17 protein-coding genes are annotated in these 19,989 nt (G+C 34.1%); 3 read left to right on the top strand and 14 right to left on the bottom strand.

All coding sequences use genetic code 11. The features are described 5' to 3' along the window. Window positions 1–17: 17 nt before the first annotated feature. The 5 genes from JQC67_RS13275 to JQC67_RS13255 all read right to left on the bottom strand — a co-directional run bounded on the left by JQC67_RS13275 (window position 18) and on the right by JQC67_RS13255 (window position 4,972). On the bottom strand, window positions 18–1,325 hold the full coding sequence (locus JQC67_RS13275; protein WP_203253407.1) for a Gfo/Idh/MocA family protein: 1,308 nt from the start codon (window positions 1,323–1,325) through the stop codon (window positions 18–20). Window positions 1,326–1,333: 8 nt separating this feature from the next. Next, complete coding sequence (locus tag JQC67_RS13270) at window positions 1,334–2,038, bottom strand: 3-keto-disaccharide hydrolase (RefSeq protein ID WP_203253406.1); 705 nt, start codon at window positions 2,036–2,038, stop codon at window positions 1,334–1,336. Between the two features lie 33 nt (window positions 2,039–2,071). Continuing rightward, window positions 2,072–3,013, bottom strand: a complete 942-nt coding sequence (locus JQC67_RS13265; RefSeq protein ID WP_203253405.1) for an EamA family transporter — start codon at window positions 3,011–3,013, stop codon at window positions 2,072–2,074. Between the two features lie 30 nt (window positions 3,014–3,043). Further along, window positions 3,044–4,036: a UDP-3-O-(3-hydroxymyristoyl)glucosamine N-acyltransferase gene (gene lpxD / locus JQC67_RS13260; protein ID WP_203253404.1), complete on the bottom strand. Its 993-nt coding sequence runs from the start codon at window positions 4,034–4,036 to the stop codon at window positions 3,044–3,046. A 153-nt stretch (window positions 4,037–4,189) separates the two neighbouring features. Further along, on the bottom strand, window positions 4,190–4,972 hold the full coding sequence (locus JQC67_RS13255) for a hypothetical protein (RefSeq protein ID WP_203253403.1): 783 nt from the start codon (window positions 4,970–4,972) through the stop codon (window positions 4,190–4,192). A 226-nt stretch (window positions 4,973–5,198) separates the two neighbouring features. On the opposite strand from JQC67_RS13255, the gene JQC67_RS13250 reads away from it, so the two are divergent. Beyond that, complete coding sequence (locus JQC67_RS13250; RefSeq protein ID WP_203253402.1) at window positions 5,199–5,831, top strand: GntR family transcriptional regulator; 633 nt, start codon at window positions 5,199–5,201, stop codon at window positions 5,829–5,831. A 19-nt stretch (window positions 5,832–5,850) separates the two neighbouring features. Here the strand turns inward: JQC67_RS13250 and JQC67_RS13245 are convergent, their stop codons facing one another. The 6 genes from JQC67_RS13245 to JQC67_RS13220 all read right to left on the bottom strand — a co-directional run bounded on the left by JQC67_RS13245 (window position 5,851) and on the right by JQC67_RS13220 (window position 15,455). Continuing rightward, window positions 5,851–6,939 carry an amidohydrolase family protein gene (locus tag JQC67_RS13245; protein WP_203253401.1) on the bottom strand — a complete coding sequence of 363 codons (1,089 nt, stop codon included), beginning with the start codon at window positions 6,937–6,939 and terminating at the stop codon, window positions 5,851–5,853. A 122-nt stretch (window positions 6,940–7,061) separates the two neighbouring features. After that, the gene (locus tag JQC67_RS13240) at window positions 7,062–9,692 is read right to left on the bottom strand and encodes a hypothetical protein (protein ID WP_203253400.1); all 2,631 of its coding nucleotides are present in this window, start codon (window positions 9,690–9,692) and stop codon (window positions 7,062–7,064) included. A 70-nt stretch (window positions 9,693–9,762) separates the two neighbouring features. Next, window positions 9,763–10,356 (bottom strand): nucleotidyltransferase family protein, encoded by a 594-nt coding sequence (locus JQC67_RS13235; protein WP_203253399.1) that lies wholly within the window; start codon window positions 10,354–10,356, stop codon window positions 9,763–9,765. Between the two features lie 102 nt (window positions 10,357–10,458). After that, complete coding sequence (locus JQC67_RS13230; protein ID WP_238934767.1) at window positions 10,459–12,699, bottom strand: xanthine dehydrogenase family protein molybdopterin-binding subunit; 2,241 nt, start codon at window positions 12,697–12,699, stop codon at window positions 10,459–10,461. A 12-nt stretch (window positions 12,700–12,711) separates the two neighbouring features. Next, window positions 12,712–13,176 (bottom strand): (2Fe-2S)-binding protein, encoded by a 465-nt coding sequence (locus JQC67_RS13225; RefSeq protein WP_203253398.1) that lies wholly within the window; start codon window positions 13,174–13,176, stop codon window positions 12,712–12,714. A gap of 107 nt (window positions 13,177–13,283) precedes the next feature. After that, window positions 13,284–15,455, bottom strand: a complete 2,172-nt coding sequence (locus JQC67_RS13220) for a DUF5916 domain-containing protein (RefSeq protein ID WP_203253397.1) — start codon at window positions 15,453–15,455, stop codon at window positions 13,284–13,286. 156 nt (window positions 15,456–15,611) lie between these two features. Between JQC67_RS13220 and JQC67_RS13215 the strand changes: the two genes are divergently transcribed. Together JQC67_RS13215 and JQC67_RS19065 are read left to right on the top strand one after the other, a co-directional pair. Beyond that, a complete protein-coding gene (locus JQC67_RS13215; protein ID WP_203253396.1) occupies window positions 15,612–16,706 on the top strand; it encodes a vWA domain-containing protein in 1,095 nt (364 codons plus the stop codon). Between the two features lie 347 nt (window positions 16,707–17,053). Then, a complete protein-coding gene (locus tag JQC67_RS19065; RefSeq protein ID WP_238934758.1) occupies window positions 17,054–17,221 on the top strand; it encodes a hypothetical protein in 168 nt (55 codons plus the stop codon). Window positions 17,222–17,303: 82 nt separating this feature from the next. Here the strand turns inward: JQC67_RS19065 and JQC67_RS13210 are convergent, their stop codons facing one another. From JQC67_RS13210 to JQC67_RS13200, 3 genes are read right to left on the bottom strand one after another with little or no spacing between them, the layout of a single operon-like run. Then, window positions 17,304–18,797 carry a M14 family metallopeptidase gene (locus JQC67_RS13210; RefSeq protein ID WP_203253395.1) on the bottom strand — a complete coding sequence of 498 codons (1,494 nt, stop codon included), beginning with the start codon at window positions 18,795–18,797 and terminating at the stop codon, window positions 17,304–17,306. Next, a complete protein-coding gene (locus tag JQC67_RS13205; RefSeq protein ID WP_203253394.1) occupies window positions 18,797–19,495 on the bottom strand; it encodes a peptidoglycan recognition protein family protein in 699 nt (232 codons plus the stop codon). The genes JQC67_RS13210 and JQC67_RS13205 overlap by 1 nt, the downstream gene beginning before the upstream one ends. Then, window positions 19,482–19,898, bottom strand: a complete 417-nt coding sequence (locus JQC67_RS13200; protein WP_203253393.1) for a 3D domain-containing protein — start codon at window positions 19,896–19,898, stop codon at window positions 19,482–19,484. Before JQC67_RS13200 ends, JQC67_RS13205 begins: the two co-directional genes overlap by 14 nt. Window positions 19,899–19,989: the final 91 nt, after the last annotated feature.

Here is a 19,989-nt window from a genome sequence, read left to right as displayed (position 1 = left end):
TTGGCTGGCTTAAAAAATCAATGAAATTTTGTTTTACCCGGAACGGCTATTTCTGGCATCTCAAATTCGAAATCCCAAGCATAGTCTTCAAAATTAGGTCCTAGTTGTTCTTTTGAATTAAATGCAGCTTCCCAAGTGATTTCTTGGCCGGTGTACCCAACCATGCGCGAAAGAATGCCCATCATTGTGCTATTTGCCATAAGCTCACCATCATTTATAGGATTACCGCTTCGTATTGCAGCAAAAAGCTTGTCATGTTCCGCTTGAAACATATCATTTCGTTCGCCTCTATATTGCCATGGTTTTTTACCTGTTATTTCACTTTTACCATATAGATTTAAATACGAAACACCCTCGGTACCAAAGGCTTCAACAGTATTTCGGCCTTGCGTATTTGCTTGTTGTCTGGTAAAAAGATTAGCTTTTGCTCCATTTGCATACGTGAATTCTGTAGCAAAATGGTCGTAAATATTTCCGTATTTCTTATCGGTTCTCACTTGACGTCCACCGCTACCAATAGCTTTAATTGGCATTTCATTGTTCATTGTCCAAGAGATTAAATCACAACTATGAACTGATTGTTCTACAACAAAATCACCTGATAACCAGTTTTGATAGTACCAATTACGCATTTGATAGGTCATATTAGTCCAGTCAGGTTTTCTATCCTTATACCAAAGTTCTCCACCATTTCTGTATGCAGTTACTGCTCTAATTTCGCCTATATCTCCACCTAAAACACGGCTCATTGTTTCAAGATTCATCGTGTCATGTCTAAAACAAAAACCAGAAACTACATTTAACTTTTTTTCTTTAGCCATTTTTGCTGCAGCCAATACTTTCTGAACGCCCGGTGCATCTACAGCAACTGGTTTTTCACAAAAAGCATGCTTACCTGCGTCAATGGCAGCTTTCAAATGATCTGGACGAAAAGCAGGGGGTGTAGTCAATAAAACCACATCTACACCAGAGTCAATCACTTTTTGATAAGCATCGAAACCAACGAATTTATTAGCGGAATCTACTTTTATATGATTCGGTTTTAATTTTATAAGTTGATTGTATGCTCCATCTAATCGATCTTCAAAAACATCACCCATAGCCACTAACTCAGTATTGGGGTCTGCTGATAAAGCTTGAGATGCTGCACCAGTACCTCTTCCGCCACAACCAATGAGTCCTATTCTAATTTTGTCATTATTTGAAGTGTTAAAAGCCATCATCCCAGAAGGATAAATCAAAGAACCTCCCACAAGTGCAATGCCAGACTTTTTAATAAATGATCTTCTACTTTTATCAGAATCGGTTTTGATTTTATTTTTCATATCTACTATTATTTGTCTCCGTAATTACTAAGCTCATTTATAGAAGTTAACACTACTTTTCTAAATTCTACTTCTGAGCCTTCAGCTTGCAGCGCTATTTGACCTTTGCTTGCCGTTGCATTATATCCATAATTTACAAAATCACCATTTACCCAAACCTTGAGTTTATTTCCAACACATTCAATTGTCATTGAATTCCATTCACCTACTGGGTTTTCAGAACCATCAGTGAGATTTAGAATTCTTCTTTTTTTGCCTTCTGTAATGCCCCATTCTTCTTTAGGTCCTCTTCTTTTTAGCATATTTTCTACCTCAATATCTTCAACGATACACCAAAAATCACCTGCATTTTCATGCATCATTTGAACCTCTATTGATTTAGGAAACATTTCATATAAGGATCGTGGTGTAGATGCATATACCAATACACCACAATTACCTGGAACACCAGCAAAACGATATTCTATTTCTAATCGGAAATTTTCATGTTCAGCATCTGTTATTATATGCCCCTGGGGTACGCCCAAACTTACCAACATACCATCACGCACTATGAACGGGTTTATCGCACTTGGTACAGTATCCATTTCAGGAATATCAATATGCCAGCCTTCTAAATTTTTACCATTAAATAAACTTATTGAAGGTTCTGATTTACATGACAAAATGCAAAACGCAAAAACAAGCAACAGATTTAAAGCCAGTATTCTCATAAGTGATTGAATTTAATACATTCTTCACAGATTTTAAAGCGTATCAATAGAATCTTTCTTAAAAAACCTGGAGTATAAGGTTAGCTTTTTTTTGGTGTTAATAAAATATACACCTGTCAATAAAATTGTAGCGGCTATTACGGACTGAAGTGAAATTTGTTCATTTAAAAAATACCAACCTAGTAGTAATGCGATTATTGGATTTACATACGTATTGGTAGCTACTTTTTCGGGTGATACTACGCGTAATAAATAGTTGAATGAGGTAAACGCTACGATACTTCCGAATACTATTAAAAGCAACATTGAAAATTGAACATTTCCACTCCAATCCAAAGGTGATGTCCATTCTTCCCCAGTAAAAATACTTATAATCAACATTAACAAACCTCCTGTAAACATTTGATAACCAGTATTTACAAAGAAATTTGATGGTAGTTTTGCTTTTCCAACAAATAAACTTCCATAGCCCCAGCTGAGCATGGCCGTAAATACAAGTACCATACCTAATATGGAGTTCTCTTGGCTAATAATTTCCTTTTGACTTACCAATAAATAGATGCCAATGAAGCCTAGAAAAACGCCAACAATTGACATTGTTTGTATTTTTTTCCCCTGAATTAGACGCATTAAGATAAGTACAACTAAAGGTTGAGCAGAAATTTCAAGTGCAGCAAAACCAGTATCAATATACTGCAATGCCCAAACCACTGTTCCATTACCGTAGGCTAAAAATAGAAAGCCAGCAATAGTGGTGTTCTTAAACTGATTGAAACTAATTTTAAGAGGGATTCCTGAAAATTTACAAATAACGAAGATTAATAGTCCAGCCACCAAAAAGCGAAAGCCAGCTAGCATAAAAGGAGGCAATTCTAGAACAGCAATCTTATTTAGTAGATATGTAGAACCCCATATTACATAAATTGAAAAGAATGCTAGAACTATTAATAACTTATTGTGTTTTTGCGTATTCAATTCTGTACATATTTGGCTTATACGTAGGTGCTAATTTCGAGCTAATTTTCGTAAAGCAATCCATTGCTTCAACTTTTCTTTAGATTCCGCTGCTGGATAGCCTAAAACGGTCATGCCAGCGGGAACATCTTTCATAACACCAGATCCTGCAGCCACAATAGCGCCGGTGTGAATTGTTGTATGGTCTTTTATTGAAGCACTACCACCAATTATAACACCATCACCTAAAGTCACAGATCCTGCTAAACCACTACTACCGGCCATTATACAAAAACGGCCCATTATACAATTGTGACCAATTTGTACTAGGTTATCAATTTTACAGCCATCACCAATAATAGTTGAACTAAACTTAGCTCGGTCGATACAAGAATTAGCACCAACTTCAACATAATGACCAATAACTACATTGCCAATATGCGGTACTTTCACCAGTCCGCGACCATCATCACTAGGACGATAACCAAAACCATCAGCCCCTATGCTCACATTGTTATGAAATATACAATGGCTACCAATCTGAGTTCGTTCGCGAATAACAGTACCTGACCAAACTGTAGTGTTATCACCAATTGTGGTATCATCAAAAACAGATACATTAGGATATAATATCACCCCTTTACCCAAAGTTACGTTTTTACCAACATAGCAATTTGCACCTATTTTTGTGCCTTCACCAATTGTAACAGTTTCGTGAACAATGGCCGATGGATGTATGTCAGTATCGAAAACGGGGCCTTCAGGACTAAATACTTCTAATAACTTAGCCATTGCCAAATCAGCATTTTTAACTTTTATAAGTGCACGAGAGTCATCTTGTTCAATATTTAATGATTCATTTACTATTGCCGCCGCAGCCTTAGATTCTGGCCATAGTTTAACATATTTTGAACTTCCAATAAATGTAAGCTGTTCTTTAGTTGCTTCCTTTATTTCACCTAGACCGGTAATTTGTTGATTGGTATTACCTATTAAGGTGCCTTCTAGAATAGTAGTGATTTCTTGTATGCTAAATGATTTCATTTTTATTGCTATTTGTATTGACTTCATCAGCTTCGAATATAACTTAAATCCGCATAGATACTGATTTAGAATTGCAATTGTTATTAAATAATAACAAACAAAAAGCCTCGCAATCATTACGGACTGCGAGGCTAATTAATAAGTTTTGTTTTTTTAATCGTCTAGTGAAATCTCTTTTTCATCACCATTTGGATAAATAACTTTGGCTATATCATCACATTCGCCATCTCCAAAATCAACATCAACAATTAATCCACTCTTAGATACAGACATAGTGCCTTTATTTAAGTAAGCGCATGAAAGATTACCTTCTACTACGTCATCCACATTAACTATATATGTATGTCCGTCAGCTACTACGTTCCATTCACCACTTAAAGTATAAATGCTTGTCTCTAAGCTGCTTCCAAAAGTGAAAGTGATTTCTTTTGTACCGGTTTCTTTAATAATCGAACCATCAGCCAATGTTACTTCAATATTACTTGTAGCTGAGAATCCTATTGATTCTTCTCCATCTGAATTAATTGTATAACTACGTGTGCCGTCAATAAGTGTACCGCCAAAACTAAAGTCATTCCAAGTAACTGTATATGCAATTTCATTTTCAGTAGATGTATAAACTGCTGAAAGTGTACCAGTCACGTTTTCTGTACCGTTTATTGTACAATTATCAAATTCGATGGTAAATCCAGTCTCAGAATATTCAGATACGTAACACTCCGTGTTTTTACCTGAAGAACCGTTATTTATATATACTTCTGAAATAATGTTGTCAAAAGACTTTGTATATGAATCAGTTTCTAAAATTGTTTTTACATCCGTTTTGTTTAGTTGTTGCTCTTCAACTACTACGTTTTTATCATCATCACTGCAACTAACAAAAATTGTAATTGCACCAAGAATTAAAAGTGATTTTCTAATAAACATTGCTTTCATTATAACTAGAGTTTTGGTTTACAAAATTAAAAACGAAGTTGTGTGCTATTTAGTGCCGAGACCTGTTTAAAATTCAGGTCTATTCGATGAATGAACAGTTTTACCGATGAATGGTTAATTGTTATTATTTGATAAACATATTATAACACGAGAAAGTAAAGTATCATGCATACTAACTGTATGTATAACTCGTTATAAATCGTATACGATTTATTATATTTGAAGCATGGCTAAAAAGATTATTTTACGTAACGAGGTACGAGAACATCTACTAAAACAGATGCAGTTAGGGATTTTGGTGCCTGGTGAACGTATTAATCTTGCAGCTTTGGCAAGAGATTTAAAAGTTAGTGTTACGCCTATTCGTGAAGCGTTAACGCAATTACAGCAGTCGCATATTGTAAGGGCTATACCCAATTGCGGATTTAGTATTGCAGAAGTGAATCATGAAGAAGCCAAGAATTTATACGAGCTTGTTGCGCATTTAGAAGTACTTGCACTTGAACAATCTACTTTTGATGAGCTTACAATAGAGGCCTTGAAAAAACAGCGTACATTGATTTCAGAAACTGATGAGCCCTTAGAGCGTGTGAATGCATACATGGAATTTCATCGGCTGCTTACAGCCAATTATAATAATTCAGTAGTTCAACAAATTTTAAAAGATCTTAAGAGCCGCATATTTTTCTACGAAAGAGAATTTATGGCGGATGATTCTTTTCATTATAACTCAAATGATCAACATGATGCAATTATTTCTGCAATAGAAGATAATAATATTCCTTCAGCGGCTTTGGTTCTTAAAATGAATTGGATTTTTGTGCAAGATTATATTGAGACGCAATTATTCATCTTATAACTCTTATAACTAAACTAGATTAGTTATTTGGGAAAACACTTGTATCAATATTGGGTAATAATTTCAAAGCATTTTTGTAATATACTTTTTTAAGTATTTCATCAGAGAGACCAAGTCCATACATTGACCAAAAAGCATGGTATTTCTTATAATATGGAAAATATTCATCCTCAGTTTCTAAAACTCTAAAATAAGTGGGGAACTCCTCTGGTTTCCAACTATCTTTTCCAAATAATATGCGGTCTTGGTACTTTGTAAAAAAAGCATTTGCATTTTTTGGTTGGCGACCTAGTTCCGCAATAACCGCTCCTATACCTACATACATATTTGGCATTTCATTCATTAATTCGCCTAATTTTGCTAAATCATTTGCGTACCACCCCATGTGGGCATTAATGAAATTGGTATTCGGGTGTTTTTTAAACATTCGATGTTGTTCATCAATTATTTGTTGCCACGGAGCGGGATCAGTTGCTGATCTTTTTCTACGTGAATGTGTTTTAAGTTCTAACCAACGTTCATTATCACTATCCATTGAATCCCAAAATGATTTTGGATCAGCTGCATGAATAAGTACTGGTATACCCAATTCACCACATTTAGCCCATATTGGGTCTAGGCGTGGGTCGTCTATTGCTAAACGCTTGCCTTCTGTATCGTTATAACGTAGTCCAAGACTTTTGAAAATTTTTAAGCCTTTTGCACCAACTTTTACATCTTCTTCTAACTGTTTAACGGCGTTTTCTGTCCATCCTTCTTTACCTACATTATCAAAATCTACATTTGCAAACACAGCAAAACGATTGGGATAATTCGCATTAATACTTTCAACCATATTTTTTAAGCGATCGCCTGATCCTCCACTCAAATTAACCATAAGGCCTTCGTTAAGAGCATCCATATCTTTTAACATTTTGGTTAAGGCTGAAGCTGACATATCGCGTTGATGACTATGAATGTCAACGAATGGAAATTTGGCCCTTTTAACCTCATTTGTTGGTACTACTAAAGTGGATGTAGGATTATACTCTTCAAAGCTCATTTCTTGGGCAATTGTACCCATTGAAATAAGTAAAAACACTGTTTGAGTTACTTTTTTAAGAAGCATGCTGTTTGTTTTGGTAATTAACAATTAATTTTTGAAGATGCACAATTTTTCAAAAATAGCATATAACAAATAAAAAAATATCTAAAATTAAATATAAAGTAAAGCTCAAGTATTTCTTCTATTTAATCTACTATTTTATAATTCAATTCTTGATAACCAATTTTACCATTTTCTGAAATGGCTTCAATAATGACAAGGTACTCTCCTTGTACATCATTATTAAAAAATTCGATGTTTGCCTTTCCGAGACTATCAGTTCTAATAAGAGGTTCCCAATGAATTAGAGACCTTAAATCTGGTAGTTTTCCTTTATTTGTTGAATTAGTATCATATTTTGGTTTGTAAAATTCTTTAATAGGTGTAAAAACATCAATGGTAGTACTTAATGTACCAGGGATAGGTTTACCTGATCCAGTAACACCTACCCCACCTTTTGTGTAAATGGAAATTATGTGTCCAATTCCAGGAGCATTTAAAGGATCTGCATCCGGAAATACTTGCAAATATTTATTCTTAAAGTTTTTGGAATACTTAATTAACTCAATATCTTCAATTATTTCAGAGGGCATGAATGGTACATTTTCGTATTCGAACACTTGTAACAATCGTCCGTCTACAGCTAATAATGTGGACTCTTTACTCCCAGCATTTATATGTGCAAGCATAAATCCATCCGAAAATTTTTCAATCTTAATATGTTCGCCGTAGTTGGATTGCAGAATACTAAATAAACCATAAGACCAATCTTTTTCTTGTTTCCTCAAAACTTCTCCTTTAATGATTATATCAGGTTCACCGAATTTCTCATAATATTTTTTTCGGTTAGGATGTAGAAATACATCTGATACAATTACTTCATCGAGCAGAGTTACTCCACTTAATGAATCGTATACTTTCTGGGATTTATCCCTATTTATTTTTTCTGAAATCACCTTTTGTGCTAAAGAGTCAAAATTTTCTTTTCTTGGAGTTATTCGAAATTTAATCTGAGGGATTTTTAAGGTATTTAATACCAAACTTAATTTGTCTTTTGAATCAGTACTTTTAGTTGCGGAAAGTAAAATTCTTTGGCGATTATCATAATTATCTTCTAAATTGAAATTGAATCTTCCTAAGCTATCGGTATCCTGAGAATAAATAGTCGTTTCTTTTCCAAAAGTTGTTAATGAAATGGTGTTTTGATCTAATGGTTTTCTTTTCTTATTAGTAGAAAATAAATTACCGCTAACATTTAATGCACGTTGTAATTGATTAAACTTATTACTATTTCGCTTAATGGGATATTTATAATTACGCCAGCCTTGAGTTAGTAATAGCGCTTCTAAATCGTTAAATCGGTCCGCTTTTAAATCGAAATAATACCCTGGTTTTTCTATTTCACCACGTAATTCAGAACTTAAATAAAAAAACGAATTAATATTCTCACAATCTTTTAACCAAAGATTTTTATTTAATACCATTATTGACAGCGTTGTATTAATTGATGGACGAGAACCTTCATTTATCTGGACCTTTAATGTGGTTTTTTCTCTTGGTTGATACGCTGTTTTTATTGTTTCTACATTTATTGCAAGTTTATTTTCTTTATTATTATTAAAGAATAAGCGTTCTGTTATGGGCTCTTGCCTTTCGTTTAAAAGCGTAAAAACAAGAATGCCATGTGGTAAACCTTTAGCAGGTATTTCAGTATTTAGTTGTCCTTTTCTAAGTGGTCCTTCAATTAAATAATAATCATTTTCTCTACAGCTAACTTTTATATAAAAATAACCCTGTAGATTATTTGATAATACTTTTACATTTACCGTATCGGTGTTCTTATTTATAGATAAAATACTCCCATACTGCTTTGCAGTTGGTATCTTTTTTATAGTATTTATTTTGGTGTTACTAAACAAAGAAACTTTAGCTGTATAGGTAGCGTTAAATGAAGGAACCATTGTGAAAAAGCCCATTCCTAAATGATTGCTTTCAAACTTCAAAATCTGATTGCCAGAATCGTCATAAACAGTACCACGTATTTTTTTTCCCTTAGAATCGAATCCAACAGCTTTGAATCCAATTTTATTGGGTAAGCCGGATATTAACTGTCCGCTTTCAGGAAAAAATTGAACATCGAGTAAAGAATCATTTAGAATTAAGGTCTTAACATCTGAAATGCGTTCTTTATTTTTAAGTCTTAAGTTTATCCAATTTGGATTCCCTTCCAATTTATAATTTAATTGGTAAGAAGCACCTATTTCTCTTTTTTTAATTATAATGGAATCGCTATTTTCTGTCCAATCTAAGTGCAGTTTTACTTCATCACTAAACCCAAGTTGTTTAGGGATAAACTTACCTACAACAGCATGGTTATTGCTATCTTGTTTTATAAGTTTTAGTCCATTAAACGCACTTGATTTATCGTTTATTAAATCATCGTAAATTGTAATTTGTGATTGCGATATAAATGCGTTATCAAAATTTAGATTCCAACGTGTATAAGCACGTATTAAATAACTACCCTTTAAATATTCATCTTTTAAATATATAGCTCCAGTACCAATACCATTTTTTAATTTTAAAAGTTGATGTTCTTTTATATTTCCAAAAGAATCAATCAAATCAACATAAAGCACACCAGATTTACTTGGTAAATGGTATTTAGAATCTGTAACTATTGCTTTATACCAAATTGTTTGTCCAACCGTAAAATTTGTTGTACTTAATTGTAAATAAATTTTATCAGCAATAGCAATGTTTGGTTTTTGGACCACCGTTTGCGCTGTAAAGGCCGTCGAAAAAATTAAAAAACTAAATAAAATTCTATAACTCAAAACAAGTCTTCTAAATTAATTTTCTATAATCTTCTTTTGTATCGATATCTACTTCTTTTCCATTTGAATTAACAAGTATGATATCTGAACTATTATTAATAATAGTGTGTTTGGCACCTTTATCCTTTTTTAAATTGGTTAATTCTTGAAAATATTTTTTATGGAAAATGGCTGGTACCCCAGGTGTATTATCATATTTTGTAGCTGCTATTCCTTTAGTATTGGTAGTAAAGGCGACAATAAGTTCCTTTAGGTATTGACTTGTGATTAACGGTTGATCACAAAGCAGTATTAAAACTGCTTTAATACTGTTATTAATTTTTAAAATTTCATTTATCCCAATGGATATCGAGGTGCCCTGCCCTTGTTGAAAATTTGGATTGTAAATTACATTAACTTCCTTTAATTCATTAATATTCTTAATAGCATCAAAATTTCCACCTAAAACAACATTGATATTTAATGGCAAAACCAGTTTTGCTTCATTAATTATATTTCCTAGAAGCGTTGTTTCTTTCCAAGGCAACAATTGTTTGGGCTCTCCCATTCGTATAGATTCACCTGCTGCCAAAATTAAAATTGCAATTTCTTTATTATTTGTCATAATTGATATGATAAACTAAAAACGACCACTTTAAGAGGTGGTCGTTTTGATTAATAATTTCAGAACAATAATTTATATAAAAAAATTAATCAATTCTATTAATTATCCTAGTATCTCTTTTTCTGGAGTTCTCCAAAATTCAGGATCTTGCATAAATGGTTGCTTGTAAATTCGTTTACCCGTAGCTGCTTTTAATGCGTTTGCAACAGCTCCACCAGCAGGCGGTAATGTTGGTTCACCTAAACCAGTTGGTGCGAAATCATTTTGAATCATATGCGCTTCTACCAAAGGTGCTTCCTTCATTCTAATTAATCGATAACGATCGAAATTTTTAGAAGTTGGTGCTCCATTTTCAAAGCCAAAACTACCGTACATTGCATGACCAACTCCATCAATCACGCCACCTTCAATTTGATTCATTGCACCGAGTTTATTTACAACAACTCCACAATCAACAACACAAGTCACTTTTGTAATAACAGGCATTCCATTTTCAATTACAGCATCTGCAACTTCTGCAACATGCGAATTATGGCAATAATATGCGACAAAACCTTGATAAACACCATCGGCTTGTTTGCCCCATCCTGCTTTTTCAGCTGCTGTACGAATACAATTTTGAAGTCGTTCTGGTGAATATTGTATGCGTTCATCTGTTGTACCTTTCACTTTTTCTAATAAATCTAAGCGTAACTGAACTTGATCAATTTTCATAACCTCTGCTAATTCATCAAAAAAGCTTTGTTCGGCATAGGCCAAAAAGTTGGTATAGGGTGCACGCCATGCGCCTGTTGTAATGTTGCTTTGATAATTAGCAACGTCAACTTTATAATTTTCTATTGCGCCAGCCGGAAAGAAATTAGGAATTAGACCATACATATTACTATTAATGGCTGCCTCCTTTACATGATATCCAGTAACTTCTCCGTTTTTGACCGCGGCTTTAATTCTGTACTTTATAGCTGGTCGATATACACCTGTGGTCATATCATCTTCACGAGTTGAAACCAATTTAACTGGTTTTTTAATGGCATTTGATATTTCAGCAGCCTCATACACAAAATCACCATAGAGACGACGGCCGAAACCACCACCCATTCTTGTCATTTCTAAATGCACTTCACTTGGATCGCGGTCCAACATAGCCGCCACGCCTTGTGCAACAAATTCTGGCGTTTGTGTTGGTCCTACCAAATGGATTTTTTCGGCAGTAATATTTGCGAAAAAATTCATCGGTTCCATACAGTTGTGCGGTAAAAACGGAGACTCATATGTTCGCTCTAAAATTTCATCTGCTTGAGCGAAAGCCTTATTAACATTGCCATCTTCTCTTAACGTAGTAAAATTTTTACCATCAAGTAGTCCAGTTAATTTTTGATCGTGTAGTTCCGTACTTTCAAGAGTAGATTCTTCTATCCATTTTGCCTTAATTGCCTTTTTGCCTTTCATGGCTTCCCATGCTGTATTGGCAATAACTACGACTTTATCAGTGCTGCTAAGTACTACCGTCCAGTTTCGTTTCTCATGATTCAAAAGTTTATTTGCGCCTTCACCAATTTTAATAACATCAATAACTCCTGGTATTGCTTTAGCTTCTGTGTCATCATATGATTCTAATTTTTGACCGAAAGCTGGTGGCCGTAGTACTGTGGCGTAAACCATTCCTTCTTCCTTATAATCCAATCCGAAAAGCGGTTTTCCTGAAATAATTTTATCAATATCAACATTACGAACTTCAGTACCAATAATTTTAAAATCACTTATTTCTTTTAAAGTAACTTCTTCTGGAACTTCAAGAAGGGCAGCTTCATTGACAACATCCCCATAACTCAAGGTTTCTCCTTTGGCGTTTGTGATTACGCCTTCACTTGTTGAACATTCAGATGCATCAACACCCCATTTTATTGCTGCGGCATTAACCAACATTTGCCTGGCGGTTGCACCCGTTTGCCTTAGCGGTTGCCATGCGCCACGTAAAGACTGACTTCCGCCTGCAATCTGATTTTTAAAATTTTTAGTATCTAATATTCCTTGTTTTACATAAACATCCTTCCATGCCACATCTAATTCTTCTGCAATTAGCATGGGCATAGCTGTTTTTACACCTTGCCCAATTTCTGGATTTGGAGAATGTATCGTTACCGCACCATTATCTGCAATTTGTATAAATGCATTGAAGTCATTATAATTTAGATTAGCCAAATCAATTGTTGGCTCAGCTTTCGGCTTACAAGAGTTAAATAAATTGAACCCTATTAACATACCACCACCTGCTAATGATGTGGTTTTCATAAAGCCTCTTCTACTAAAAGCTATAGATTTATTTTGTTCTGTAGTAGACATATTATTTTTGCTTTAAGATTCAATTTTTTCAGCAGCCTTTTTAACAGCTTGATTTATTCTGGTATATGACGCGCATCGGCAAATGTTACCATGCATAGCGTTTTTAATCTCATCTTCAGTTGGACTAGAATTTTTGGCCAAGAAGGCAGAAGCTGTCATTATTTGACCTGCTTGACAATATCCACATTGGGGTACATCTACTTCTTTCCATGCTTGTTGCACCGGGTGAGAACCGTCCTCAGAAAGTCCTTCAATAGTGGTAACAGCTTTGCCCTCCACTTGGGCTAGAGTTGTGGAGCAGCTTCTCATAGCTTCTCCATCTACATGTACGGTACAAGCACCACATAGGGCAATACCACAACCGAATTTGGTACCCACTAAATCTAGATGATCGCGTAGCACCCATAATAAGGGGGTATCTTCACTTACATCTACTGTTTGTGTACCGCCATTTACATTAACTTGATACGTTGGCATATTCTTTAATTTAATTTATGAAATTTATTACAAATTTACTTTCAACAAGTTACTAAAAATATCTATTGAAAATATGTGTGTAAAGTTTAGTTTATAAACATAATTGGTTAATTATTAAACCAATAGGTGAATTTTAATGTCAATGCCCAATCTCTAGGTATATTGGGATCTATCATTTGATTATTGGTATACACCAAAAATAGATCTGATGCTGGTGCATAGCGCCACTGAAATCTTGAATTTAGATTAAAGTTTTTTGTCTGCTCATTGTATTGAAACAAATTAGCAAAAAACAATTTATTGGTAAATGTGATATCTACTTCTGAACCAATAAGCCAAAATTCATTAATATTCCATGGGGCAGGTAATTCTATGCGATTGTAATTTAAATTGGCTTTTAAACTAACGTAGGGTTGAAACCGATAACCTAATTCGGTTGAAAGGCTGGTTCTATTTCCATCTAAATAATAGCCTCCTAAGCGTCCATTGAAACTGTATGTCAGTAAGCTTTGTGGTTTTGAAGCATATTCCCATCCGAAAGCATTCCATTTATGTTTTGTACCTGTTGCTAGGTCAGCAATTCCTAATCTAGTTGGATCAAAAGGTGATAATAGCTCAACATAATCATGTGACACAAAAAAGTCTAAACTGCTTCTGTTTCTGAATGATATTAAATATTGTAAATACGTAGTATTGTCGGTTTCTTTAAAGTTCTCATCAAAAAAATAAAACCCATTTAACTTAGGCCCGTGGCTAACAATTGGTCCTGCTTCTGGAAAAAATAAATGACCTAAAAACGAGTTGAATTTCACATACCCATTTCTAGGAATATAACCCACCTCGGCTGTGTAGCTATCACTTACCCATTGTTCTTCAATTCTCCAATTCCATTTTTTATTTTGATATTGAACATGTGCTGCTTGGCTAATACCGCTATCCTCTTTATTTGGAGCAAATGATTTTAGAAAAAATGCTTTTCCTGTCCATAAATTGGTTTTGGAAGCCAAGTTATACTCCATTCCAAAATTTCTATTGTATTTAGGATATAAAGCACTTATAGAGTCGTTTTCTAGCGGGTAATTAACAGATTGTTTATTGACTAAAAGTAAACCGAGACTAGAGCGACTAAACATTTTTCGTTGAACGGAAATAACTCCAAAATTCTGACCTGGTAATCCACTTTCTTCAACGCTGGCAGTTTGCATGTCCATAACGCCCAAACGCCATTTTTCGTTGAGATTCCCACTAAGTCTAGCTCCAGCTTGAATGGGCACGCCTAAACCAATTCGCCTAGAGAAAAACGGACGAATACTTGGGTAACCAAAACCTGCAAAAAGATCGCCGTTTTCTAGAAAGAATTGTCTTCTTTCCGGAAAAAACAACTCAAATCGATCTAAATTGGTAACCTGACGGTCTACTTCAACTTGTGAAAAATCAGGATTTACCGTCATATCCAAATTCAAAGATGATGAAATACTGAATTTAACATCACCACCAACTTTACCTTCATATTTTGGTTCTTTATTATTGATTCGATCTTGATTAACCTCTCCCAATACATAGGGAATTACCGAGAAATTTACTCTAGGTTTTGGCGGTGGTGTGTCCCAAACTAAAGTTCCGGTATATGCTAATGAAGCTGTCGGAAATTGTCTAGGTACAGGCGTCCAACTTGATTTTTCACTTGCTTTTAAATCTAAACGACTAAAATTAATACCCCATTCTTTTACCCCTTCTTCATATCGAATAGATTTAAAAGGCAAGGCCATTTCAAAAATCCATTTTTCGTCATCACGTGTTGTTTTAGATATCCATTTACTGTCCCAATTTAAATCAACACTACCTCCGCTATGCATGGTTCCATCCCATTGAGCACCATAGGCGTTTGCACCAAATGAAAATCCGGTTGTTTGATTGTTAAATGGATCCATAAACAATAAAAAGTTATCGTTTTTTCCGAATGTAAAATCACGTCGTAAAGATTCTACCGTGTAATTTCCTTTTTTACCATGATAGAAAGTTGCTAATAGATACAAGTTTTTATCATCATAAGTCATTCGTATTTCAGTTTTTTCATTCGCAGGCCCATCATCCATAGGCAAAACCATATAAAAATCTTTTGCAACGTCTGCATTTTGCCAAGCAATATCGTCGCCATTACCATCAATTAGTATGGTTTGATTGGTTTTTTTAATGTTTAATTGAAAGGATTCATTCTTTTTTTGAGCATGGGATAAACATCCAAATAAGAGAATAGAAAATAGAAAAAACTTATTCATAAGATTGGTTGGAAAATGTAATTGATGGTTAGCGAACGGAAAGTTACTAATTATTAGATGATAAAATTTAACAAGGTTTAACATATATTTTCGGGGTAGCCTATAATTTAAAGGGATTTTGACCGTTCTGCTAGGTGAACCTCAAACGAGAATAAAATGAAAAACTTATTTAAATTAGCTAGTCTATTCTTTGTTTTTACTATGTTTTTTTCATGTGGAAATGCTGATGATGATGTGAACTTTCAAATTAACCAAGGTGAAGAAGGATTAGGTAAAGGAACGACCGTTGACGATTGTTTAGAACTCGGTGAAAGCGATTTAGTCTTATCTATTCAAGAAGAATTTACTACACTACCCGGAAAAATATCAATATTGTTTAAAGTGTCTGATACAGACGGCGCACCGGTATCTGGCTTGTCTGCTGATAAGTTTACAATTTATGAGCAAGGTAGAAATGACGATTGTTTCAATACTATTTCACCTTCTGAGTCGAATGCTAGAATTTCTCCGAATTCTCAGATTTTTAGTAACAATACACTTTTAGTACTTGATTTAAGTAATAGTGTTTTGAGTTCTAGTCTTGAAGAGTTAAAAACTGCTTCTGTTAGCTTTGTAAATAATGTGATGCCCGTTACTGAAAATCCATCAGTGAAGATGGCTATTTATTGGTTTGACGGTGAAGATGAGCTGCATTTGCTGAATGACTTAACTGCTTCAAAAAATGATTTGATTACTGCTATTGATAGTATTACTGATGATATTAGTAATGACCCCTCAACAGATTTATACGGTGCGGTAATAAAATCAACTGATATTGCCAGTCAATTATTGGCTACAAGTACACAAGATGATAAAATTGGTGCAGCTTCTGTTGTAATATTTACAGATGGTACCGATCAAGCTTCACGTTATACCGAAGCGGCTGCACTGCAAAAAGTGGAGAGTGCTGACCCAAATATTTCTTTTTTCAGTATTGGTTTAGGAGCCGAAATAGATGCGGAAGTTTTAGCCAGTATTGGTAAAACTTATACCGTTTTTGCTGGTAACAAGGAAGAACTTGAAACCAATTTTAATGAAATTTCGCAGCGAGTTTCTCAGCGCGCAAACAGTTTTTATCTTTTCGAATATTGTTCTCCAAAACGCGATGGTAGTGGTGAAAATAACTTAGCCATTCAAGTTGTTAATGGAAGCAAACAAGGTGCTGTTCAAACAAAATTTAATGCAACTGGCTTTACGGGTGGTTGTGAATAAAAGTTCTAAATAAATCGATTAAAAGCACCTAATTAGGTGCTTTTTTTATGATTAATTGTGAAATAATAAAAAAATGATACTTCTAGTGTATCATTCGTAGTACTGCTATTTATTACGTCTTATTACCTTGTTTGAAGAATTCTTGAAAGTTTTTGCCTACATGTGATTTCCACTGAACGTTTATTTCATACCTTTCATCTAATTGATACAATATCGGGTGGGGTGTATGATTTCTAAGTTGTTTCTTTACCGAGAATGACCCCAAAATCATTTAGAGAACCTACATCCGAAGAACTGCTATTGAAGTTGAACCTTGTCTGATTTCTTCAGGCATAAAAATGAAAAAAATGGATGTAATTAACGTAATTGTACGCAACAGCTCATTAAACGGAATGCCAAAATGGTATAAGGCATTATCAATCTTTTTATTCTCTACAATATTTTCATTGCTAGTTACAATGTTAGTAATGTTATTTGTTTATGGACCTCATATGAATATTAAGTTTGGGTATTAATACCAAACTTAACTTCTAGAATATTTTAATTTATAAGTTATTGATGTCACTTATCTAAGTGATTTAAGCGAGCTTTTAAAAATCACCTATAAATCATAGCATTTTTGGTTTGTTTTGAATTTTTAAAAGCTTGTTTTTTAGCACTACTTAGGTTAATCAAAAAACCATTAATAACCGCATATTCTAATTTTCCGCCTTTTTCTAGTAAGAATGTAGGGTTTTGGCCTACTTCTATTTTGAACTCCGGTAAATCGTATTTTTTACCAATTATATGAATTGGAAAAGGTGAAGCTATCATTTCTGTTGGAATTGTTGCCAAGCGAACAAACGTATACCCTTGTTTTAAAAGCGATATATAGTCAGATGTTACTAAATTTAATTGCTCTTTAGAAGTGATTACATCTGGGTGTACTTTACCTGGTATAATTTTATAACCGTTAGCATTAAAGGTTTCGTAGCCATAAAAAGTTGAGAGATCACCTTGATCCAAAATTCTACTACTATACCAAAAATCATTATTACCTTCTTTTTCTACTTCTAGTTGGTTTATGCCAATATCAAGTAGATATTCTTTGCCTAATAATGTATAAGTAGCATTTTCAATTTTTAAATCAAATAGTTTACGATCATTTTCGGGTATTTTCTCGTAATCTTCTAACGGAATGTTTCTGTAATTTTCTTTAGCAATTGTATATATAGCTGAAAGAATTGATACATAATTTAATTTTCTAATTTCTTGTTTTTCGCGGTCGTTAGTATATCCGCCAGATTCAATAAGAATGGTGTTGGTTCCCCATTTTTGAATGTTATCACCAAAGGCACGGGGTTCAAAATCGTCATTATATCTTCCTACTTGTCCGGGTGCATATTTTTGAAGAATTGAATTCATAAAAACAATGACCTTCATAGCATCACCGCGCCCTTCGTTGATATCCTTTTCGTAATTATAGGCGGGAGCCAAATATGAAACTGTTGCTGGTTTATCAGTGCGTTCCGCATTATAATACCTGCTTTGGTCATGTAAATTGAAACCAAAATCGGCATCTAAACTATCACGCACTTTTTTTAATGTTTGCCCTTCGGGAGACTGTAATCGTAAAGCGTCTCTATTAATATCAATACCCAACAGATTTCTACGTTGAAATCGCTCTGCCCCATCCGGATTCAGCATTGGTAAAAAGTGAATTGTAAGATTATTTAATATTGCTGCTTTTTCTTTTTGAAAATCATCACTTTTTAAAAAATTGAGAATATCAAAAATGGCTTGCGTTGCTGTGGGTTCATCACCATGCATTTGAGACCATAGAAAAACACTGGTTTTACCTGAACCAATACTCACAAGCGATAATGATCTACCTTCAATTGAAGTGCCTACTTTTTTAACAGTGAAACGTGAATCTGATTTTACAGCATTAAGTAATGGCTGAATTTCATTGTGTTTTATGCGTCTTTTTGCTAAACTAGGCTCTTTGTATTTTTCATAGGTCTCATAGAGTGATTCCGTAATTTCTGCTTTTTGTGAGTAAGCTGATAATGTAAAAAAACATACTGCTATTGTGTAAATTGTTAGCCTCATTATTGTTTGTTTGGTAATGGTTTGAAATTCATATTCTTTGTAGCCGATCGCACTTCTGCCATGAATTCTGTACCTGGATCAGTTTTTTCAGTGCGATAACCATCATCCTTTTCTAGCCATAATTCATGACCATCAAAAAGCGTGTATTCATAATGTCCTATTACATAATCAATAGCATATTTTTTAGCTAGATATTTCACTAACCAAATATTAGACTTTAACTGTGCTTCCGTTAAGGGTAGGTCTTCAGTACCACCTATATTCTCTACACCAATAGCACAATGATTTAACCCAATTACATGCCGTGCAAGGTAGTTTTCAGGCATTAGTCTATAAATTGAACCATCACGATCAACCATAAATTGTGAGGAAACATTAAGGGATCCTGCACTGCTAATATCATCTCTAGTATTTGATAAAGTAGCATTTTTAAAAAATTCAAATGACTCTTCAATTGTGGGTATGACTGTCCAATGCAATACAATCATTTTTGGGTCTATCGTAGGTACTTCTTGATGAATATCATAATGGTCTTTTAAATACTCTAGAGATAGCTTAACTCTTTCATCGTCAAAAATTACTGGCTTGTCAATTATCTTCTTTTGCCCTGAACAGCTAGAGAATACTAGCAATACAAGCAGGATTAATGTGGCTTTAATTTGAAATGGTTTGGCAATTATATTTTTAGTTTTCAGCATTTTCAGTTGGTGGTTTTTCTATAGCGTATTTGATTTTTAATTTTTTTTGCCCCCATTTTTTAGCACGTTTTACATCAGTACCCATATAAATATCAACGCGGTTATTATAGCGCGCATTCATTTTATCTTTTACAAGATAGATACCTGATAGGCCTGCTATTTTTACCTTGGTATTGTGCTTAAGCCCCAAAGCTATTAAATCTCTTGAAACTGCAATACACTTCATTCCTGGTTTTAATGTGTCACCCCAAGCTGCAATATTAGGTTCATGGTCGGTTTGAGCAGCAACAGAATTATAGGCAGATGTTTTCACTTCTAAAGGTTTCCAACTGTACGACTCTGTATTGTTGCACGATAACAGACTGAAAAGAATTAACACTATTAAAATCCACTGTTTTTTCATGCTTAATCTTTCACAGAAACAACTCATTCGAATTATAAAACTGATTGTTTTATTTAAAGGTACTAAAGACCTATCTATTTTTTACTAGTTC

The organism is Aurantibacter crassamenti, assembly GCF_016811105.1.
Taxonomy (GTDB): Bacteria; Bacteroidota; Bacteroidia; order Flavobacteriales; family Flavobacteriaceae; genus Aurantibacter_A; species Aurantibacter_A crassamenti.
This window is presented reverse-complemented; position numbering and strand designations above follow the sequence as displayed.

Coding starts and splice junctions, on each gene's coding strand:
- JQC67_RS13215 (WP_203253396.1), top strand. CDS start 15,612: ATGAAAAACTTATTTAAATTAGCTAGTCTATTCTTTGTTTTTACTATG.
- JQC67_RS13245 (WP_203253401.1), bottom strand. CDS start 6,939: ATGCTTCTTAAAAAAGTAACTCAAACAGTGTTTTTACTTATTTCAATG.
- JQC67_RS13270 (WP_203253406.1), bottom strand. CDS start 2,038: ATGAGAATACTGGCTTTAAATCTGTTGCTTGTTTTTGCGTTTTGCATT.
- JQC67_RS13205 (WP_203253394.1), bottom strand. CDS start 19,495: ATGCTGAAAACTAAAAATATAATTGCCAAACCATTTCAAATTAAAGCC.
- lpxD (WP_203253404.1), bottom strand. CDS start 4,036: ATGAAATCATTTAGCATACAAGAAATCACTACTATTCTAGAAGGCACC.
- JQC67_RS13220 (WP_203253397.1), bottom strand. CDS start 15,455: ATGAATAAGTTTTTTCTATTTTCTATTCTCTTATTTGGATGTTTATCC.
- JQC67_RS13200 (WP_203253393.1), bottom strand. CDS start 19,898: ATGAAAAAACAGTGGATTTTAATAGTGTTAATTCTTTTCAGTCTGTTA.
- JQC67_RS13230 (WP_238934767.1), bottom strand. CDS start 12,699: ATGTCTACTACAGAACAAAATAAATCTATAGCTTTTAGTAGAAGAGGC.
- JQC67_RS19065 (WP_238934758.1), top strand. CDS start 17,054: ATGGATGTAATTAACGTAATTGTACGCAACAGCTCATTAAACGGAATG.
- JQC67_RS13250 (WP_203253402.1), top strand. CDS start 5,199: ATGGCTAAAAAGATTATTTTACGTAACGAGGTACGAGAACATCTACTA.
- JQC67_RS13225 (WP_203253398.1), bottom strand. CDS start 13,176: ATGCCAACGTATCAAGTTAATGTAAATGGCGGTACACAAACAGTAGAT.
- JQC67_RS13255 (WP_203253403.1), bottom strand. CDS start 4,972: ATGAAAGCAATGTTTATTAGAAAATCACTTTTAATTCTTGGTGCAATT.
- JQC67_RS13235 (WP_203253399.1), bottom strand. CDS start 10,356: ATGACAAATAATAAAGAAATTGCAATTTTAATTTTGGCAGCAGGTGAA.
- JQC67_RS13275 (WP_203253407.1), bottom strand. CDS start 1,325: ATGAAAAATAAAATCAAAACCGATTCTGATAAAAGTAGAAGATCATTT.
- JQC67_RS13210 (WP_203253395.1), bottom strand. CDS start 18,797: ATGAGGCTAACAATTTACACAATAGCAGTATGTTTTTTTACATTATCA.